The following is a 19,782-nucleotide window of genomic DNA, read 5'->3' as shown; positions in this document are numbered from 1 at the left end:
CATTGCTTGTTATAGAAAGCTTTTTTAAAATTGCTGAGTAGCATATGCTTAGCGAAAGAGGACTGGCTCCTTCGTTGTAGCAAACTGTTTTTGATAGTATAATGAAAGAAGTATGCAGTGAGGAATTTTACTGCAAGTAGCTGAGGTGAAGAAACATGCAAAGAGTGACAAACTGTGTGTTAATTAGAGATAATGAAGTACTCTTACTCCAAAAACCTCGCCGAAATTGGTGGGTTGCACCAGGCGGGAAAATGGAGCGTGGTGAGACTGTAAGAGATTCCGTTGTTCGCGAGTATCGTGAAGAAACAGGTATTTATTTGAAAAACCCAGCGTTAAAGGGGGTCTTCACCTTTGTCATCCAAGAAGGTGATAAAGTTGTTTCTGAATGGATGATGTTCTCCTTTTTAGCGACAGATTTTGCAGGAGAAAACAAACTAGAGAGCGAAGAAGGCATCATTGGTTGGCATACATTTGATAAAATTGATGATTTAGCAATGGCGCCAGGAGATTATCACATTATTGATTATTTAATTAAAGGAAATGGCATAATCTACGGTACATTTGTATATACCCCAGATTTTGAGTTGCTTTCATATCGATTAGATCCGAGTTAAACCGTCAAGGAGAGGATACAATGACAGAGAATAATGATATAAAAATGGTAATTATTACAGGGATGTCTGGAGCTGGAAAAACAGTAGCTTTACAAAGTTTTGAAGATTTAGGATATTTTTGTGTGGATAATTTACCACCGATGTTATTGCCGAAGTTTATTGAGCTTATGGCGGATTCAAAAGGGAAAATGAATAAAGTGGCACTTGGTATTGATTTACGTGGCCGCGAGTTTTTTGAACATTTATGGGGAGCACTTGATGATTTATCAGAACGTACATGGATTATTCCTCATATTTTATTTTTAGATGCGAAAGATAGTACGCTTGTAACTCGTTATAAAGAAACGAGACGTTCGCATCCACTTGCACCAACTGGTTTGCCGTTAAAGGGAATCGAAGCAGAGCGTAATTTATTAACAGATATGAAGGCGCGAGCGAATATTGTGCTTGATACATCGGATTTAAAACCGAAAGAATTACGTGAAAAAATTGTTCACTTGTTCTCAACAGAAACTGAGCAAGCATTTCGTGTAAATGTTATGTCATTTGGATTTAAGTACGGTATTCCAATTGATGCAGATTTAGTATTTGATGTTCGTTTTTTACCAAATCCATATTACATTCCACACATGAAGCCATTAACAGGACTAGATGAAGAAGTTTCTTCGTATGTACTGAAATTTAATGAGACACATAAGTTTTTAGAGAAGTTGACGGATCTGATTACTTTCATGCTGCCTCATTATAAAAGAGAAGGCAAAAGTCAACTTGTAATTGCAATTGGATGTACAGGTGGACAGCATCGTTCTGTTACGCTTACAGAATACCTTGGGAAACATTTGAAACCAGAGTATAGTGTTCATGTATCTCATCGTGATGTGGAGAAGAGAAAGGGCCATTAAGGGATGAAAAAAGAGAGAAAGCCTAAAATTGTCATCATGGGAGGCGGAACTGGACTCTCTGTTTTATTAAGAGGATTAAAGCAATATCCTGTTGATATTACAGCAGTTGTTACAATTGCTGATGATGGTGGCAGTTCGGGTAGATTACGTGATGAGCTAGAAATTCCACCTCCAGGTGACATCCGTAACGTACTTGTTGCGTTATCGGATGTAGAGCCACTGGTGGAAGCTTTATTTCAGCACCGTTTCACAACAGGAGACGGACTGAAAGGTCATGCGTTAGGAAATCTATTGTTGGCAGGTATGACCTCGATTACAGGAGACTTTTTCCATGCAATTACAGAAACAAGTAAAGTATTAAATGTCAGAGGACGTGTATTACCAGCAGCGAATCAAAGTGCGGTACTTCATGCGGAACTTGAAGATGGGGAAATTGTAACAGGTGAATCAAAGATTCCTTATTACGGAAAGAAGATTAATCGTGTCTTTTTAACTCCAGAAGATGTAGAGCCATTGCATGAAACGTTGGCTGAGATTAAACGAGCTGATTTACTTGTTTTCGGTCCTGGAAGTTTGTATACGAGTATATTGCCCAATTTAGTTGTTAACAAAATTGGAGACGCTGTTCTTGCTGCAAAGGCGAAGAAGGTATATGTATGTAACGTTATGACACAAGCGGGTGAAACGATGGGATATACTGCTTTTGATCATGTGCAGGCGTTACACGATCATTTAGGGCAACCATTTATCAATACTGCAATTGTAAATAACCGTGAGATTCCTTGTGAATTACGCAAGTCATATGAGGAAGAAATGTCTACACCAGTTGTAGTGGATGAAGAACGTTTTGTTGAAAATAATATTGATGTTATTCAAGAGGGATTAGCGAAGTATGATGATCATGTTGTAAGGCATGATACGTTAAAGTTAGCGTCCATTTTATATTCATTGTTATAAATATGCGTTGCCTCGTTTGAGGTAGCGCTCCTCATTCATATAGGACAAGAATTTTGTTCCATAATAATCGTATAAGGAGGTGTTGACTGTGTCATTTGCATCAGAAACAAAGAAAGAGTTGACGAATCTTGAGATGAAGGAATGCTGTGAGAAAGCAGAATTATCAGCGTTACTTCGAATGAACGGGTCGCTTTCTTTTTCAAACCGTCGTCTATCTATCGATATTCAAACGGAAAATGCGGCAATTGCAAGAAGGATTTATACGCTTTTGAAAAAAGGATATGACGTGACGGTAGAATTGCTTGTCCGTAAAAAAATGCGCTTGAAGAAAAATAATGTATATATTGTGCGGCTTGTTGAGAAGTCTCGCGAAATATTAGCTGATCTTCATATCGTTCGAGATGACTTTTCATTTATTCGAAATATATCACAAGAATTGATTGAGAAGAAATGTTGTAAACGATCGTACTTACGTGGCGCATTTTTAGCAGGTGGTTCAGTAAATAACCCAGAAACATCATCTTATCATTTAGAAATCTTTTCGTTATATAAGGAACATAATGATGCTATATGTGAACTGATGAACGGATTTGATTTAAATAGTAAGACGTTGGAAAGAAGAAAAGGGTACATTACGTATTTGAAAGAAGCAGAAAAAATTACAGAGTTTTTAAATATTATAGGTGCTCATAATGCACTTTTAAGATTTGAAGATATTCGAATCGTACGTGATATGCGTAATTCTGTAAATCGTTTAGTGAACTGCGAAACAGCTAATTTAAATAAAACAATTGGTGCAGCACTAAGACAGATTGAAAATATTCGTTATATTGATGAGACAGTTGGTCTTGATATTTTGCCGGATAAATTACAAGAGATTGCACAATTACGAAGAGATTATCAAGATGTAACATTGAAAGAGTTAGGTGAGATGGTATCCGGGGGGAAGATTAGTAAGTCGGGTATTAATCATCGTTTGCGTAAAATCGATGAAATCGCAGAGAAATTACGCGCGGGGGAAACGTTAGTAAAAAAATAAGAGGTTAAAGGGGAAATGGAGCTGTGGTTCAAAAACGAGTTCAGGTTTCATTAAAAAACGGTTTACAAGCACGTCCGGCTGCGTTGTTTGTACAAGAGGCAAATCGCTTTCATGCAGATATCTTCATCGAGAAAGATGGAAAGACAGTAAATGCAAAGAGCATAATGGGGATTATGAGCTTAGCAATTGGAACTGGAAGCATGATAACAATTACAACAGAAGGTTCAGATGCAGAAGAGGCTTTAGAAGCATTAGCTGCATATGTACAATAAGAAGCTATCGCGTATATGCGATAGCTTTTTGTTTTTGCGGTTTACTTAAAGGGAGTTTTTGGGATAGGGGGTATGTAGGTGGTTTGTCCTTGTCGTAGATTGTCGGTAAATCGATATGTTGTGTCGAACCGTTGATATATTAAAAAAATCGTTGATATAATTTAAGTTTTGTTCGATATAATTGAAAAATCGTTGATATATTTAGGTGAATACCAGGGTGGGTATCCAGACGGAGGTGCATGATAATAAAAAAGCGCCCTGTAATAGGGCGCTTTTTTATGTATCCAGCTCCAGCGGCTAGAATCTCCGGTCGCTTCGCCCCTTCATTCGAGGCAAAAAGCGCCTCGGAATCAGGGACTCCATCGCCCTGCGATTCTAAACAAGCCGCTTTCGCTTTTAGTTATTAACGATTTGTAAAGATCTTATCGATTAAACCGTATTCTAAAGCTTTTTCTGCTGTCATGAAGTTGTCGCGGTCTGTGTCGCGTTGTAGTACTTCAAGTGGTTGACCAGTGCGGTCAGCAAGAATTTGGTTTAGTTTTTCACGTAAGAATAGGATACGTTTTGCAGCGATTTCGATTTCAGTCGCTTGACCTTGTGCTCCACCAAGTGGTTGGTGAATCATTACTTCACTGTTTGGAAGTGCATAACGTTTTCCTTTTTCACCTGCTGCAAGTAAGAATGCACCCATAGATGCAGCCATACCGATACAGATTGTTGATACTTGTGGTTTAATAAACTGCATTGTATCATAGATTGCCATACCCGCTGTGATAGAACCACCAGGGCTGTTGATGTAGATGTGAATATCTTTTTCTGGATCTTGAGATTCCAAGAATAAAAGCTGGGAAACGATTGAGTTAGCTACGTTGTCATCAATTGCACTACCAAGCATAATGATGCGGTCTTTTAATAGTCGAGAGTAAATATCGTAAGCGCGTTCTCCACGATTTGTTTGTTCAATTACTGTAGGAATTAAATTCATCTGTTATTTCCTCCTTATAAAGCTTTCTTAGTCTTATAATACAATTATGGTCAATAAAGGTCAAACGAAACCACTTTAAATCAAAAAAATATGTAGTTGTACCATGAAATATTCGCTATGTTTTCGAAATTCCCTGCTTATGTATCTTCAACATCATAACCGAATTACATAAATTTAAACGTTATGAAAACTGGAGAAAAAAGAAAAGAACGCCTTTTAACTGAAGCGTTCTTTCGATAATTAGTCTTTTAAAAGATAGGTTACTTTATTTAAAATCTTTTCGATTTGTTTCGCGTTTTTACTATACATTTCGCTTGCTGATTTCGACTTTGTTTCTAAGGAAAATAGTTCAAGATCAGCATGACATTTTTTTAAAGATGCTAATAATAAAGGTTTGTTTTGAGGAGAAGGCATCTGGAGTTTGTCATTGTAAATGTCGATAGTAAGTTGTCCGTATGAATCCACTTGACCGAGGAAGACATTTTCAATAACAACACCGAGTTTTTCTAATTCTGAATGTAGCCAAGCGCGGTTATGTCCGCTTGCTGAAAGAGGTTCATCTAGTACATTTCCATCCATAATAACAGTTTGTGGTTCTTTCTCGTTTGGTACTTTTAAACCGATGTCTTTTGCTGTAAGTGGCTGGGAATCTTTCTTTAATAATACATTTAATTCTCCGCTTGGTTCTAAGACAGCAAATTCGACTTCAGCTACGCTGAACGCACTTTTTCCACGGAGAAGTTCCAGTAATTCGTCACTCGTATATTTTTCTTTCTTCAAGTTATCTTCGAGTATCTTTCCGTCTTTTATTAATACGGTAGATTTCCCTTCAAAGAAGTCCCGAGCTGTTTTGTTCTTTAAAGAGAGGATTCCTGTTAAAAAAGGTACCACAGCGAAAATGAGTATCGCAAAGACGCCGTGAAAAAATTTTGAATCGAGCCCTGTAGATACTTGGGCAGCGATGTCACCAATCGTCATTCCGGCTATGTATTCAAAAAAGGAAAGCTGAGAGATTTGTCTTTTCCCTAACCATTTCGTAATAGCGAATAAAATAATTAATATGAATACAGAGCGAAGAATGACAAGTGTCCATTCCGGCAGGTGAGACATAGTCGTTTCCTCCAGTCTACTTAAAACCCTTTATATTGAGGTTCTTCACGTTCTAATACTGAAATTCTATCCTTTAAATCAGCGATGATGCTGTCCATTTCTAACATACATTCATGAAATACGCGTTTTGATTCTTCGTCTTGTGAATTTAATGAAAGGGAGCTTAAACTTGCTTGGGCGCCCCTTACACTAGCAAGGCAAGTTTTTACGCTAGCGATAACAGTCATATAAACACCTTTTATCCTTTCGGTTTGAATAATAATGCTCCAATGAAGCCGAAAATAATAGCTGCTGATACACCGGCGCTCGTTACTTTAAACATGCCGGTAATAACGCCAACGATGCCATGTTTTGCAGCTTCTTCCATTGCGCCATGAACGAGGGCATTACCAAAGCTTGTAATAGGTACAGTTGCCCCGGCTCCAGCGAAATCAATTAATGGCTCATACAAATTAAATCCATCTAATATAGCTCCAGCAACAACGAGTGTTGCCATTGTATGAGCGGGTGTTAGTTTGCCGACATCAAACATAAGTTGGCCGATTACACATATGAGTCCGCCAATGACGAAAGCCCAGAAAAAAATCATTGCGTTGCACCTCCAAATTCAATCGAAACGGCATGAGCGATACACGGAATCGTTTCTTCTTGTTGGAATGTAAGTGGAGATAGTAAAGCGCCTGTCGCAACGACAAGTATTTTTTTGAACTCTCCTCTTTTCATTCGGTTTAATAAATGACCGTACACGACTGTTGCGGAACATCCAGGCCCACTAGCACCAGCTATGACAGGTTGTCCTTCTCTATAAATGATAATTCCGCAATCTTGAAATTGTTCGCTCGTTACTTTCGTTCCGTGTTTATGTAGTAAGTCATAAGCAATTTCGCGTCCTACATGTCCGAGATCGCCTGTTACGATTAAATCGTAGTAAGAGGCATCAATTTGGCGTTCACGTAAATGGGCTTCAATTGTATCAACTGCAGCTGGAGCCATTGCGCCTCCCATATTAAACGGATCCGTTAATCCCATATCAACAACTCGCCCAATCGTTGCAGATGTTACTCTTGGACCATGGCCAGTATCGCTTAAAATAGCGGCTCCTGCTCCGGTTACTGTCCACTGTGCAGTAGGCGGCTTTTGTCCACCGTATTCGGTAGGGTAGCGGAATTGTTTTTCTACAGCAGTATTATGGCTTGAAGCTCCAGTTAATAAATATTTTGCACCTTTTGCATTTACGATACTTGCCCCAAGTGCTAAACCTTCCATAGAAGTAGAGCAAGCCCCGAATAATCCGAGATAAGGAGTACCCAGTGTGCGGCAAGCAAAGCTTGTTGGAGTAATTTGATTAATTAAATCTCCTGCGAGTATGAATTGAATATCATCTTTACGAAGCTCTGCTTTTTCAGTAGCGCGACTACAAGCTTCTTCGAATAAAATTTTATGTGCTTTTTCATAGGAATCTTGTCCGAGCCATAAATCTTCATGAAGGATATCGAAGTCTTCTGGGATGTTCCCCTTTGCTTCAAATGGTCCACCGACAACCCCTGTTGAGATAATGACTGGTTTGTTTTCAAATACCCACGTTCGGTGTCCTTGTAACATTTATAGCCCTCCCCATTGAACGAGAATAGTTTTAATAAGTGCGATGACGAAAGCGGAAAATACACCAAATAAAATAACAGAACCAGCTAGTTTAAACATATTGCCGCCAACGCCAAGGACAAATCCTTCCGTTCGATGCTCAATACATGCGGCAATAACAGAGTTACCAAATCCAGTAACAGGTACAGCTGTACCTGCTCCGGCAAACTGTCCAAAACGATCGTATATACCAAATCCAGTTAGTAACATGGAGATGAAAATGAGAGTTGCGACTGTTGGATTGCCTGCTGAGCGTTCAGTGAAATCAAAATATGTGATGTAAAAAGTAGAAATGAGTTGTCCGATGAAGCAAATAAAACCACCGACGAAAAAGGCTTTTATACAATTTTTTAAGACAGGTCGTTTCGGTTCGCGTTCTTGTTCGAATTTTTTATACTCCTGTTGTACAGGGGTTAAGTTTTTATCTTTACTAGCCATTGCAATCCTTCCTTTTCTTTTAAAAAGCGTTAAGTGTTAGACTCCATTTTTTTACCAATGAATTTTAATTGTTTATTAATTTCATCTTTAGATACTTCTTTTTCCTTAATTTTTCTTTCGAGTTTTTCGAGTAACATAAAGATTTTTTTATCTGTACTGACACGAACATCGAAAGTAGGGTGCTCATCACTTAGTTGCTTTTGAAGCTTTTTACGCAGCGGCTTTAATCCAAACCTTTCGTGATGCTCAGGTGTAACTGCTATGTAGAGATCTAAATTTGAATTCACTGCTGTGCTTTTTATAATTTCATCCATAGCGAGAGCTCTTTTTTTCGCTCCTTGTGATATAGATTGATTAAAGGATTCCGTACTCGTCTTTGTTAACTTTGGACCTTTTTCTTTCTCCGTTCGTTTTGCTTCTTCTTTTACTTTTTTATCTAAAGGACTATTATCACATCCGGTAAAAGAGCTAAATAGAAGTGCAAATAATGCGGTTATGAGGCCGAGTTTTCGCATAATTATCATTCCATTTCTATTGCAATATGTAATGTGATAGAAAAAGGATGACTGCATATCATCCTTTTTCTATTTCACAGCAAGACCGATTCGTTATTGCTGTGAGTATTGTGGTTCTTCTTGTTGGACTTCTTCAACGCGTGGGTTTAAAGAATCGATAATCGTTTGTGTTTGCTGCGCAGCTGTTTGGAAAAGTTGCTTCGCTTGTTGGTTATCCGTATCAAGAGCGAATCCCTCTAAGCTAGCTTGTGCACTTTTTAATCCAGAAACAGTTTGCTTTAATTTTGTAATTACAGTCATTGAATGAAGCCCCCTTTGGAATATCAATTCAAAGATTATAATTTGTGAGTTGGGGTGAATTTATGATTGGAAAATTTAGGAGTGGAATAGATTTTATATGCTTTTAGCTAAGGTGCATAAGGTATTATGGGGATATTTTTATTGATTTAGATGGATTTTATTGCTATTATTATGAGAAGAAAATGAAGTGTTTTCTATAATCATGCGCCCATAGCTCAGTCGGATAGAGCGGTGGTTTCCGGTACCACGTCTGCCATGACAAAGGAAACTAAATACGCTTTAGGGTGCGGTATAAAGCTGTTTGTCGGGGGTTTTTAACGCTTAACTTGAGCGGGAACAAACCGCAAACGTCCTACGTAGGCATTGGCGAATTATTGTCGCATAGTAAGAAGATGCTACGTGTAACCAAATGAAGATAATGATAGTACATATGCGGAGAGCTTCCGTCTGGAATTTATTTCAGATAGGGGGCTCTTTTTTATTATGTCTAAAAGTAGACGAGTAGTAAAAAGACGAAAAGAAGTAGTCGATTTTCTCGGTACTGCGGAAGCGCTAAATACAGAAGTGGCGATAACTATTGCTGCGCAGGCATTCCGAGCAGAGGGCTTTAGGAATCGTACTATAGATGATTATAGCAAGTTCTTTCGTTATTTCATGCGAGAATTGAACATTGAGAACGTCGAGATCATTACGGCGGCACATGTACAAAAGTATATTAATAAGCTGCTTAAACGAGAGTTAGCACCTGCTACTGTAAATATTCGTATATCGGCATTGAAATCGGTCTTTAAGCGATTGAATGAACAGGGCTACATTAAAAGCAATCCTGCTGTAGATTTTGTGAAGTTACGTACCGATGAAGCGCCGATTTTCACGCTAAATAACAATCAAATAAAGCGTCTCTTTCGTGTGGTAGATAAGACGACTTACGCAGGCTATAGAGATTACTGCGCCATGTTGCTTATGCTGCACTGCGGGTTGCGTGTGAATGAAGTAAACCAGCTAGAGGCTAACGATATAGATTTTGATAACCTTACGATTATGTTAGCAGGCGCTAAGAATAAGAACCGTAAAACTAGGGCTGTACCTATGACGAAGAAGGTGGCTGAAGAGCTACGAATGCTTATAGACGAAAGTCGAGAGTACTTTGAAGATATTACAAACGTCTTTCTAACGCAGGAAGGCAAAGTGATAGATAATGATTTACTACGTAAGCGTATGTATCGCTATGGTACGTTAGCGGGGCTTTTAAAAGAATGCCGTCCGTCTCCTCATAGTTTGCGCCATACCTTTGCTACGAATTTCTTACGGAATGGTGGAAGTGTTAACGCATTAATGCGGATTATGGGACATGCAGACATCACGACGACTATGCGATATGTCCGATTGAACGATGAGGCAGTAAAAGAGCAATATGAAAAAGTAGCCGCTAAGAACGACTACGGAATATAGAGATAAATAAAAAGTCCCCAGCGCCAACTGGAGACTCAAAACAAACTGTTTGCTATCTAACAATTTAATATTAGACCGCCGCTAGCTTCATTCTATCGAAAAAATTCGAAGGGTGCAAGTTGTCTTTAGTGATGCCTTTTTTAGGCAGCTGTGGTAAGTCAAAAAGCGGAAGCCGTACCGCTATAAAAACGTAAAAGGGTAGCTAGACCGCCGCAACCACTAGCGCTATACAACTCAACGCATATCATTCCCCGTGCGTCGTATAGGTCTAGGTGGTGACTGCCGTTAAAGGTCAGGGTGGAAATACGTTGTTACTACGGTAACAGGGTGTATCGAAAGATTTACGCACTATGGGACGTTTTGTAGTGTAGAAAGTCGATATGTGCGAAAGCACAAGGACGGGGAATGCGTTACTGAAAACCTCACACAACGAGCCGACGCTAGTTGTTAACGCCTTACCTCTATTCGCATAGAAACTACGAAATTATGACGAAGTTTAAACGCTTCGTTATTTTTTTTATCTATGCAAAATAGGGGTTCAAACTGCGCCCAGCTTCCTACGACTGCCTCGCCTCTGCTAGTCGATGTGTCACCGATTGTCAATAGCATAAATTCGGTATGAACGTCACTAGCGGAAGTTAGTTGAATATCGGAGGATAACACAGGCGTTATAAGAGGTGTAGGGCTGATTTGAAGGTATATAACTTAAATAATATTGCAATGAAAGTGCAAATAGGGATAAACGAAAATAAAACGAAAGAGTAAGATCATAAAGGAAACGCACTATTTATCTAATAATTGGAGGAGTACGAAATGAAAGAAATTACATTGAAATTGAAATTAAATCGAAAACAGCAACTAGCGGTTATTTGTTCGTTATCATCAGTACTAGTGAAGATGTCGCCACTTACCGAGGAGAAGTATGATATTAATACGATATTAGAAGAGAATGCTAAGTTACTTAGTAAGGAGGGCGTGGGTGCAAATTACAATGATATGAATAGAGATGCTTACAGAACACTCGACGATGTCATGGAAGAATTAGCGAAGGAATTTATTAAACATAAGAGTAAGAGAGCGATATCCTAAAGGCTACGATATACGGTAAAATAAGATATATCAGAAAGCGGGGAATTTGTATGAGCGAAGATACGGTATCTTTAATCATGTTAGCGGTATTAACAATAGCTCTGGTATTTGTTGGTGTCTCGTCTAAGTTCGATAGCATTATCGTTGATATTATCGCCGTATTATTCCTATTGATATCTACCGCGATAGGTGCAGCGATTCTAACAGAACGTCGTAGGAAACGCAGAAAGAATACACGATAAGTGAGAAAGCGGGTAAGTTGGATGAGAGTTAACATGAATTATCGAGAGTACAGTCGGTAATTAAGTGACTACAAAGAAGCGAAAATGAGTGCTGTTAAATAGCGCGAAAAATTGTAACGTAGAGAAGCTGTTTTTTTGTGAATGAGAAATACGTCAAAAAACATTTTGTAAAAAATGAACGAAAAAAGTTTTTCAGAAGATGAACGAAAAAAGATACGCAGGAGATGCGCTGAAAATGAAACGGAGAAATGTGCACAAAATGGTTGTGTTAGAGAGGTGAGTTACGTATAATAAAGTTATCGTTATAGTGATACAACTTGTATCGTTTTGTTAATAACTTGACTAATAGTCAATTTTTTTTACTATTAGTTTTGTCAAATTGATAAATTTTGATGTTAAAGTTTCTTATCGGAAAAAAATTTTAAGCTAGATGTTCGCAAAAAGAGAACTTTTACGGATTCTACAAATATTTTTTTTCAATAGAAGGCTACTTAGAGTAAACTTTAGGTAGGTTTCAGTAAAGTGAATTGTATTATTTTTTTACTTATAGGTTTCCTGAGAGGAAACTTTGCTAATAAGTTAAAATTGAAGGCAATTTATGCCCGTAAAGTAAACGATGTGTTTACTCCATATTTAAAAAACATAAACCATAGAAAAAGCTCCTCGGTGCTACCAACACTGAGAAGCTAATAAATAATAAATGCTATTTTTTGGTGAGAATATTTACTAGTAGGTTAAGAATTCCAAACACTACAGTAAAGATCACAGTTAAAACTGCACACAAAGCGATAACTGTTTGTAAATCCATTCTCTCACCACCTTTCTTAGATGATGAGCTTATTACGTACTACCAATACGTATTAGGCTTTTTGTCGTTAAATCATGACTCTATTATACCGATTTATAGAGTTCAAGGCTACATTTATTTGGGCGATTTGCCATAAAAATCATAATTTAATAGATTTGTAATTTTCTCTACTAATTTAAAAGCGTAATAGAGTTCGCTAGAAGTACGGGCATTAAAAAACGAGGCTACCTTAACGAGTAGCCTCGTTTATAATTCTTTCGCTATATTGTAAGTCTGGTATGCCTTTCGTAGTGCTTCGATTTTTATGTCACTTTTAAGCTATTGTCTCAAAAGCAAACTCTTCTTGTGCTAAAGCTACTGTCTTAGGACCTACTCCTTTAATATTGCTTAGAAGTTCTAGTGTTAATTCTCCTTCTTTGACTCTCAATTTTATTATCTCTTTTGCTGTATTACGTGAAATTCCTAGTAAGCTTTCGAGTTCATCTAAACTTGCTGTGTTAATGTTTAACTTATCATGTTTAGTTTGTATTGAAGGGTCAAGGTATTTCAAAATATCAGCCACCATTAAATATGTATGAAATACAGTTTTAACGGCTTCTTCTCTTTCTAAGCCTGCATGAACTCCTTTATTACTCAACTTGTGTACACGCTGAAGATAAATCCCTAGAATATCGACATGTGCCTTCGCTAAGTCCTTGTTGGATTTGCTTTCAATAGATTTATCCATGAACGCCCATAATCTGTTGATATATTGAGTTTTACCTAATTTTCTTCCGTTTACTTCTTCATCTATTGGTGGAAATAATTCATCTGCTAAACCCTCGATAAACCTTCTACATGTAGTTAGTGCTTGTGACCATGCTTCGGGGCTATCAGTTGATACAGACTTAAATGTGAGCATTAATTGTTCAGCTAATTCTGGGTTTAAATCAAGTAATCTATCGTCTACTTCATTTTTTAAAATATCAAAAGCCGTTTGCGCACTGTCTGTGTAAGCAATTTTTGTGTAAAGTGCCGTCACTTTTTCATGCGCCACTCTCTTAACATAACTAATATGAGTAATTAAGTTACTTTTATAAAATATACCATCGTTCCAACGCTTTAATCGAACTAAGTCATTATATCTTTCCTCAATAAAACCGATTCCTTTATAACCGCCTCCACGTTTATTCAATTTTATATTTAGTTCCTCTATAGAGAAATGGAGTTCATCTTTTAATCCTTTTGCCTCTAAGTCATCCATAATTCTGTAAGATTCTTCTAATGAATCATCTGAGAGGCTTCCATCCTCTCCGTGTTCTCTAAATAATGTTACAAGTTTTATTAAATCTGTTGTATATTGTTTATTTCCTAACTGGATTTCACACCAAATAACAGTATCCTTATCATCTAAAATCTTAGCAGCACGAGAGAGTTTTTGCACTCCTGTTAAAACACTTCCTTTTTGATTCTCTAATTGATCTAGAGAATCTTCAAGTAGCTTTATTACATCATTTTTCATTTTAGTTCCCATGACATAAATCCCTCCAAATACCCTCATTAACATATCCTAATTTTAACATCTTTAAAGAAAACAGAACAGCGAGCCTAGTACTTCTTTGATAAAATATGTCTTAATCACTTGTACTTTTGTAAACTTCCGACATAATTCCTGTTTCGAAGGGGACGTTCCGCTGGTGATATGTAGTGTATAACGTTGAGAATACGCCTATTTGTTCAATTTTGTTAATTATACGAGAAAAGAGACATGGAAAAGCGGTAGTAGAAGCAAAGTCTAAGAATAAGAAAAGGCGGAAGGTATGTCGCATAGTATCGACGTTTATTAACTATGCTTAAACATTTCGTTGGCGCTAACCTCAATGTAAACTCGTGTGATTTTTTTCGATGAAATAGCGAATTCCTTGCGACTGTAGTGTTTACGCTGATTTTTATGTAACATAAATAGTTACATCTATTTACAAAATAAGCGATACCACGGGGGAAATATCGTCAGATTGGCGTGTGTGTGGCGCTGTGAATGGCGGCTACACCTGCTGCTCGTTCTGCTGGAGGGGGGGTTTGAAACTCATGGGGTCACGCAGATACAACAAAAAAGAGCGCCTTATTTAGCGCCCTGTTGTTTATAGTACGAACTGATTTAAGCTATCCTCTATCTCTTCTTCGGTAATCCCGATGTAAGTAAGCGTAATTTGTGGGTGTGAATGATTTAAGATTGCTTGCAGTTTCGCAATGTCTTTCGTTTGTTTATAGAACCAATACCCGAACGTTTTACGCATTGTATGAGTACCGATACCTTCCGTAATATCTGCCATTTCAGCCGCCTTATTTAGCTGTCTGTAGGCTTGCGTTGTTGTGATAGGCTTATCGCCTTTGCGGCTAGGAAATAGCCATTCTGAATCGACTGTATTCGCATATGTCTGCACATCATCGTAAATATTTGCAAGGCTAATTGTGCGGGATTTCTTCGTTTTTCCTTCTTGAATGATAATTTTTTTCTTACGTTTAACATCGCTAGTTTTTAATTTTAATAAATCACCGACACGCAGCCCTGTATTTAATCCGATTAGGAACATAATGTAGTCACGTTCCGAACAGTGACGCTTAAGTGACCACTTCATATCCTCTATTTGTTCTTTGCTGCGAATAGGTTGCACATCTTTAATTTGATTCATCAAAATCCCGCCCTTTATAATCTCAGTAAAATCAGTGTTTTGAATGTACGTTTTTTTAAGTTATTTATAGATTACCGCTATTTTTACATAAAGTCAATAAATCCAATGAAATGAATGTAAGTTTTTATTTAAATTCATACATTCGATAAATAGAGCTTTATGACCTAGGACAATACCCACTATTACACTTGAATACGAATACCCTTGTACATGTCTTCTCATTAATACACCGCCACACATAGCCGCACCTATTCGACCAACACACCGCACTATAGACCAATAGCCCGATACCATAGCCGACGTAACAGCCCGCACTATACTGACATACACAGACGTTATATGTCACGCTACTTCTATTCTATCAATGTTACTTAATGCGTATAGTCACAACGCTAGGCACGTCACAGGATACAGGAGACACATTTATATACCAGCAGGCTAACACGTCACGGTGTACCAGTACGGCACACAGCATCGCTATAGGTATCGTATGGTATGTAGTCATGCAGTATTGCTGCGCTCTTTCATTTTATGATCTTTCTTTAATTCTTTAATTGAATCGCATTTAGTTCGTGAAGTTTTTCGTTGTCTTTCTTGATTCGTTCTTTGTTTCGATTGAGCTGCGAAGTCTAGCGAAGTTAATTGTAATTAAATAAAAGATAATTAAAGTTGTTTCTTCGTTGTGCTTCATTTGATTGAAACGCATTGAAAGTTATTAAATGTTATCGAAGTTGTTTTCCTTTGTTTGTTTTCTGCGTCTGAAATTGAAGGGAAGGAAAGTAGCGCTTGTTTGTGGTGGCTAGCGTTTAGTTTGAGCGAAGACAAGCCACGGCGTCACGGTGTCACACCCAATCGAAAAAGCTTCATCTCCCCATGCTGCCACCAACAACCCCAGCAGCAGCCGTACTAAAACTACGAATACAAAAATTGAACTCAGGGCGTAACAGTCGCTAACACCTAACGCATGCCTCTAGCACATTACCTATCGAAGCACTTCGAATCTCAGCGCAGTCATTAGTGCCGTCCTCACGTTTACCTGAGTCTCTCTATAATGCCGTAATCCTCACATCTAAAAAATTCGTATGCAAAATTCTAAACTCAATGTGTCTATATTATCGCAGCAAGATACCAATACAGCGACTTTAGTGCGCCTATTTCGGTGTAAGGGTTAAAACGATAAAAGATATATCGGCGCTTCGCTCCGAGTGATTCGCATTAGCTCTCACATCAATTATTACTGCGTAGGATCTTTTTTTAATTAAACGCATTACCCACAACGTTAATCGGCGACGTTAAGGAGCCGTGACGCTATGTATTTGCTGCGTCAAAAGATGTTTCGTTATCCACACAGATAACAGAGTACTTTGATAGGCGAATCTGTTTACATCGCTTGCGGCTCTAAGGTTGAAGTCGATTTTTGAAGGAGTCAAATAAGTGACAAATTCAATGGCGAAGGTGTCAAATAAGTGACAAGTTTACATTCAATTACAACGAGAGAGGGGAAACACAATGAAGAAAACAGGCAATCTATTCGAAGAAGTAAGCGCCATTGTACACGGCAGCTCAATCGAAGGACTAACAGAAGCGCAGCAAACAGTACTAAAACAGGCGGTAGCGATTGCAGAGGCTCAAAGAGTACGCACACAAGCCGAACTAGATGCGATTCGATACAAAGAGTCACGTAAGGAAGACACACGCCGCTTCGTAATGGTTAATGGTAACGAAGGAGAGCGATACAATCATGTAACACTTAATCAGCTAGGCGTCTTCTTCAAATTATCATTATACCTGCAAATGAATGCGGGTGGTTTATTAATGCACGATACTGGGCGAGGTAAGTACGGCATTCGACCGTTAACAACAAAGGACATGCAGAAACTACTAAAGCGAGGTAAGAAATCGACTCTTAAAGCGCTAGAAGAATTAGAAAAGATCGGTGCGGTCATTCGTGATAACTCGCAGCGCCCAACGCTCTACTATATAAACGAGGATTTAGTAAGATGCGGAAACACTGGCGGCGCATTCGTCAACTTTACGAAGGTGTACAAAGAAGAAGCAAAACAACTTCTATCGAAACTATCAGACCGACAAGCGGGCGCTATCTTCAAACTAATGCCATACGCACATAAGGATACATATGTATTATGCAAGAATCCGCAAGAGTTCGAGCCGTCAAACGTAGAGATTCTAAGTTCTTGTGATATAGCGAAGATTTTAGGAATCGCAAGCAACTCGACACGCAATCTATTATCAACGCTTATTAATGACGGGGCGATGATATCGGTAAGCGGTGCGAAGACTGGCGTTAAGGGACGAGGTTACGTAATCAGTCCGTATGTATGTGATAGAGGCGTATTAAATAACCCGCTAGAAAGCGAGGTTAAGAGATTATACCGCCAATTTACAGAAAAGTGACCAATATAAACGACTAGCTGCGCCTATCTCTTTGTAAGGGCAAAGCGGATCACTACGAAAAAGCTTAAAAAAGTTTATATCACTATGCAAGAAAACCACTGGCAGCCGTACATATAAGTGAAGGGAGATAGTACCCTTGTCTAAAGCAGCTTTATGCCAAAAGTACTCGGGCGCTAACACTAAATTCGTTGGCGCCACCTTATGTTATCTACAAATAAGTAGAGGGACATCTCTAGTTACTTTTTTTACATATTAACCATATAAATTATACGCAGAGATAGGAGGCGATAGGAATGAACGCTGCAACAATCCGATTTACACGACAACTACTAGATTTAACTCAAACTGAGTTCGGAGATATGGTAGGAGTCAATCAGCTCGCAGTAACTCGATGGGAGAATAATTTACAAAGCCCAAATAAAGATAGTGTGAGAAGAATACGAACGGCATTAGGTGACGAGGTTCTTGCGAAAATAGATGCATTCATGTACGAGCAGGAGCTAAAAGCGCTAAAAGATTCAGTTAGGGCGCAAGTAGCCGTACGAACTACAAATACAAGGAAAGACGGTAGTGCAAAGGGAAAGGAGGGATTTAAACAATGATTAATGATGTTATCCAAGACACGATACAAGGAAAGACAGGTATGCAGATAAATCGAACTAGTCGACCGCTAGTAAGGGCGGACATTATTAGTTATAAAGGCGTATCTTTACTTGTTACGCACGTTCATGACAAAGGACGTACAGTCGGAAAAGTAGTAACACTGGTGGAAGAAATCACGAACCTGGCTGGAAAGATTACAGAGATAGTCGAAGGGAGCTGCGGGAGAGAAAAGCCAATCGCATACGACTTGCATACCTGTAGTGACATTATCTATAAAGAAGCACTTTCCAGTGCGTATGTATTAGTACAAATGGAATCTGAATGTAAGGAATGCGAGGAAATTATACATGACCTAGCTACCATAGATGCGAAGTTTTTTAGTGATGAGGGGAAAGCGACGCAGCAAGAAAAATCGGCACGAGAAAAGTTAAAGCGAATCTTTAAAACGATGGGAAAGAAGCTATATAAACTACTAAACTAACAAACAAAGGAGAAATGAAAAAAATGACAAATACAAAAACAGCGGTAGAACTAATGCACGAGGCACGAGATATTAAAGCAGGTACAGCGAGTTACGTACGTGAGTTACTAATGTCAGATGGCGGAGTTAACGAGCAAATTCGCAAGACAGGGGAAAATCAAGAACTGACAGAGCAAGGTAAGGCAGCAAGAAAAGGACGAATTAAGAAAGTAGCAACACACGTATTCTTAGATGAAATGAAAGACCGCCGAAGCAAGTATAATGCGCTATTAGACGAAGCCGAGAAGCAAACACGAGCGTTATTAACGCCACAATTCGAAGACCTCAACGAAGCCGACCGTATTTTATATGATGCTGAAATCAGCGACTTAAAAACAAAGGTGTTACTAGCGCCTAATCAAGATACAGCTATGAAATACCTAGAGAGAATGGTAGATGTAGCGAGCAAGAACGGCAAGACAGCACATGAATTACAGGGCTATTTCACGGGGCAACTAGCGGAACTAGTCGGCAAAGGTGAAAACTTGCCACATATTCGCCCGCTCTTATTAGGTATGAGCCAAAAACTAACGAATGCATCGCAAGTACCGAACTTCGACCAAATTAAAGAGCAGCTAGATAATATTAATCATATGCGCTCAGCATCATTCGCAGTCGGACAAGTACAAACGGCTATTACGGAAAATCTTGGACATACTGCGGGGCAATACGTAAATGAACCTGCTAAATACTTCGAAGACCACGCAGACACAGCCGCATTAGTCGAAAAGAAAATCGAGAATCATAAGCGATTCGGACACGACTTATTTAGCGAATAAGACGGGGGAGGCGAGCGAGTATGAAAAAAGATCATAAAACACATGACGACTTATGCGACATGTTTATCACAATACAGGGAAGCAAAGGCGGGAAGCGTCGCACTTAATCGGCGGCGTTCTCGACTTAATATAAAAAATAACTAACGAAAAGGAATGAGTAATAATGGTAGAGGTAAAGAAAACCTTATTAAGTTTAGAGAACGCAGTAACTATCGAGAGAATCGGACATAAGTTGTCTAGTGGAGAGTATATTGACGATAGTGACTATCTAGATGTTGCGGAAATCATCTTATATGACGAAGGGGCAACAGTAACAGAAGATGTGCTACTAAAGGCATTATCTAAAGTTCGAGAGTTACAAGGAGTAGTTGCAAGACTGAAAACGGATTAATGCGAATAGAGGGCGCTGTGAGCGCTCTTTTTTATGAG

Annotated in this window: 25 protein-coding genes; 13 read left to right on the top strand and 12 right to left on the bottom strand. The window is 38.6% G+C overall.

What is annotated here, in order from left to right; genetic code table 11:
• The first annotated feature begins 155 nt into the window (after positions 1-155).
• From MR168_RS12225 to MR168_RS12205, 5 genes are all read left to right on the top strand, one after another.
• Entirely contained in the window at positions 156-614 is a 459-nt protein-coding gene (locus tag MR168_RS12225; RefSeq protein WP_001190080.1) for an NUDIX hydrolase, read from the top strand.
• Between the two features lie 20 nt (positions 615-634).
• Positions 635-1,516 carry an RNase adapter RapZ gene (gene rapZ, locus MR168_RS12220; protein WP_000138459.1) on the top strand — a complete coding sequence of 294 codons (882 nt, stop codon included), beginning with the start codon at positions 635-637 and terminating at the stop codon, positions 1,514-1,516.
• Positions 1,517-1,519: 3 nt separating this feature from the next.
• A complete protein-coding gene (locus tag MR168_RS12215; RefSeq protein ID WP_000712188.1) occupies positions 1,520-2,473 on the top strand; it encodes a gluconeogenesis factor YvcK family protein in 954 nt (317 codons plus the stop codon).
• A gap of 88 nt (positions 2,474-2,561) precedes the next feature.
• Positions 2,562-3,512, top strand: coding sequence for a DNA-binding protein WhiA (gene whiA, locus MR168_RS12210; protein WP_000006558.1), 951 nt, complete (start codon positions 2,562-2,564; stop codon positions 3,510-3,512).
• Positions 3,513-3,535: 23 nt separating this feature from the next.
• Positions 3,536-3,784: an HPr family phosphocarrier protein gene (locus MR168_RS12205; RefSeq protein ID WP_000250307.1), complete on the top strand. Its 249-nt coding sequence runs from the start codon at positions 3,536-3,538 to the stop codon at positions 3,782-3,784.
• A 403-nt stretch (positions 3,785-4,187) separates the two neighbouring features.
• Here MR168_RS12205 and clpP read toward each other — a convergent pair whose 3' ends face one another.
• The 8 genes from clpP to MR168_RS12165 all read right to left on the bottom strand — a co-directional run bounded on the left by clpP (position 4,188) and on the right by MR168_RS12165 (position 8,773).
• Complete coding sequence (gene clpP, locus MR168_RS12200; RefSeq protein WP_001049162.1) at positions 4,188-4,769, bottom strand: ATP-dependent Clp endopeptidase proteolytic subunit ClpP; 582 nt, start codon at positions 4,767-4,769, stop codon at positions 4,188-4,190.
• Positions 4,770-5,009: 240 nt separating this feature from the next.
• Positions 5,010-5,879 (bottom strand): DUF421 domain-containing protein, encoded by an 870-nt coding sequence (locus MR168_RS12195; RefSeq protein WP_000018924.1) that lies wholly within the window; start codon positions 5,877-5,879, stop codon positions 5,010-5,012.
• 20 nt (positions 5,880-5,899) lie between these two features.
• A complete protein-coding gene (locus MR168_RS12190) occupies positions 5,900-6,106 on the bottom strand; it encodes a DUF1657 domain-containing protein (protein ID WP_000215907.1) in 207 nt (68 codons plus the stop codon).
• Between the two features lie 11 nt (positions 6,107-6,117).
• Positions 6,118-6,468 (bottom strand): stage V sporulation protein AE, encoded by a 351-nt coding sequence (spoVAE, locus tag MR168_RS12185; protein ID WP_000575919.1) that lies wholly within the window; start codon positions 6,466-6,468, stop codon positions 6,118-6,120.
• Positions 6,465-7,481, bottom strand: coding sequence for a stage V sporulation protein AD (spoVAD, locus tag MR168_RS12180; protein ID WP_000938968.1), 1,017 nt, complete (start codon positions 7,479-7,481; stop codon positions 6,465-6,467). Before spoVAD ends, spoVAE begins: the two co-directional genes overlap by 4 nt.
• Positions 7,482-7,958: a stage V sporulation protein AC gene (gene spoVAC / locus MR168_RS12175; RefSeq protein ID WP_000146953.1), complete on the bottom strand. Its 477-nt coding sequence runs from the start codon at positions 7,956-7,958 to the stop codon at positions 7,482-7,484.
• 29 nt (positions 7,959-7,987) lie between these two features.
• On the bottom strand, positions 7,988-8,473 hold the full coding sequence (locus tag MR168_RS12170; RefSeq protein WP_001228545.1) for a YhcN/YlaJ family sporulation lipoprotein: 486 nt from the start codon (positions 8,471-8,473) through the stop codon (positions 7,988-7,990).
• Between the two features lie 93 nt (positions 8,474-8,566).
• Positions 8,567-8,773, bottom strand: a complete 207-nt coding sequence (locus MR168_RS12165) for a DUF1657 domain-containing protein (protein WP_000216166.1) — start codon at positions 8,771-8,773, stop codon at positions 8,567-8,569.
• 483 nt (positions 8,774-9,256) lie between these two features.
• Here MR168_RS12165 and MR168_RS12160 point away from each other — a divergent pair, with 483 nt between their 5' ends.
• The 3 genes from MR168_RS12160 (at position 9,257) to MR168_RS12150 (ending at position 11,556) form a co-directional block, all read left to right on the top strand.
• Positions 9,257-10,225, top strand: coding sequence for a tyrosine-type recombinase/integrase (locus MR168_RS12160; RefSeq protein WP_086412821.1), 969 nt, complete (start codon positions 9,257-9,259; stop codon positions 10,223-10,225).
• An 813-nt stretch (positions 10,226-11,038) separates the two neighbouring features.
• Complete coding sequence (locus MR168_RS12155; RefSeq protein WP_086412822.1) at positions 11,039-11,314, top strand: hypothetical protein; 276 nt, start codon at positions 11,039-11,041, stop codon at positions 11,312-11,314.
• A gap of 50 nt (positions 11,315-11,364) precedes the next feature.
• Positions 11,365-11,556, top strand: a complete 192-nt coding sequence (locus tag MR168_RS12150) for a hypothetical protein (protein ID WP_086412823.1) — start codon at positions 11,365-11,367, stop codon at positions 11,554-11,556.
• Between the two features lie 1,121 nt (positions 11,557-12,677).
• Here the strand turns inward: MR168_RS12150 and MR168_RS12145 are convergent.
• From MR168_RS12145 to MR168_RS12130, 4 genes are all read right to left on the bottom strand, one after another.
• Positions 12,678-13,877: a ComEA family DNA-binding protein gene (locus MR168_RS12145; protein ID WP_086412824.1), complete on the bottom strand. Its 1,200-nt coding sequence runs from the start codon at positions 13,875-13,877 to the stop codon at positions 12,678-12,680.
• Between the two features lie 607 nt (positions 13,878-14,484).
• Positions 14,485-15,036 carry a tyrosine-type recombinase/integrase gene (locus MR168_RS12140; protein ID WP_242291295.1) on the bottom strand — a complete coding sequence of 184 codons (552 nt, stop codon included), beginning with the start codon at positions 15,034-15,036 and terminating at the stop codon, positions 14,485-14,487.
• A 93-nt stretch (positions 15,037-15,129) separates the two neighbouring features.
• The gene (locus tag MR168_RS12135; protein WP_242291294.1) at positions 15,130-15,351 is read right to left on the bottom strand and encodes a hypothetical protein; all 222 of its coding nucleotides are present in this window, start codon (positions 15,349-15,351) and stop codon (positions 15,130-15,132) included.
• A gap of 250 nt (positions 15,352-15,601) precedes the next feature.
• Positions 15,602-15,742, bottom strand: a complete 141-nt coding sequence (locus MR168_RS12130) for a hypothetical protein (RefSeq protein WP_236093386.1) — start codon at positions 15,740-15,742, stop codon at positions 15,602-15,604.
• 803 nt (positions 15,743-16,545) lie between these two features.
• On the opposite strand from MR168_RS12130, the gene MR168_RS12125 reads away from it, so the two are divergent.
• From MR168_RS12125 to MR168_RS12105, 5 genes are all read left to right on the top strand, one after another.
• Entirely contained in the window at positions 16,546-17,451 is a 906-nt protein-coding gene (locus MR168_RS12125; RefSeq protein WP_086412826.1) for a hypothetical protein, read from the top strand.
• A 293-nt stretch (positions 17,452-17,744) separates the two neighbouring features.
• A complete protein-coding gene (locus tag MR168_RS12120; RefSeq protein WP_086412827.1) occupies positions 17,745-18,053 on the top strand; it encodes a helix-turn-helix domain-containing protein in 309 nt (102 codons plus the stop codon).
• Complete coding sequence (locus tag MR168_RS12115) at positions 18,050-18,535, top strand: hypothetical protein (RefSeq protein WP_086412828.1); 486 nt, start codon at positions 18,050-18,052, stop codon at positions 18,533-18,535. The genes MR168_RS12120 and MR168_RS12115 overlap by 4 nt, the downstream gene beginning before the upstream one ends.
• A gap of 23 nt (positions 18,536-18,558) precedes the next feature.
• Positions 18,559-19,353, top strand: coding sequence for a hypothetical protein (locus MR168_RS12110; protein WP_086412829.1), 795 nt, complete (start codon positions 18,559-18,561; stop codon positions 19,351-19,353).
• Positions 19,354-19,516: 163 nt separating this feature from the next.
• Positions 19,517-19,744, top strand: coding sequence for a hypothetical protein (locus tag MR168_RS12105; RefSeq protein WP_086412830.1), 228 nt, complete (start codon positions 19,517-19,519; stop codon positions 19,742-19,744).
• The last annotated feature ends 38 nt before the right edge of the window (positions 19,745-19,782 follow it).

Source organism: Bacillus cereus group sp. BfR-BA-01356, from assembly GCF_022663635.1.
Lineage (GTDB): Bacteria > Bacillota > Bacilli > Bacillales > Bacillaceae_G > Bacillus_A > Bacillus_A cereus.
This window is presented reverse-complemented; position numbering and strand designations above follow the sequence as displayed.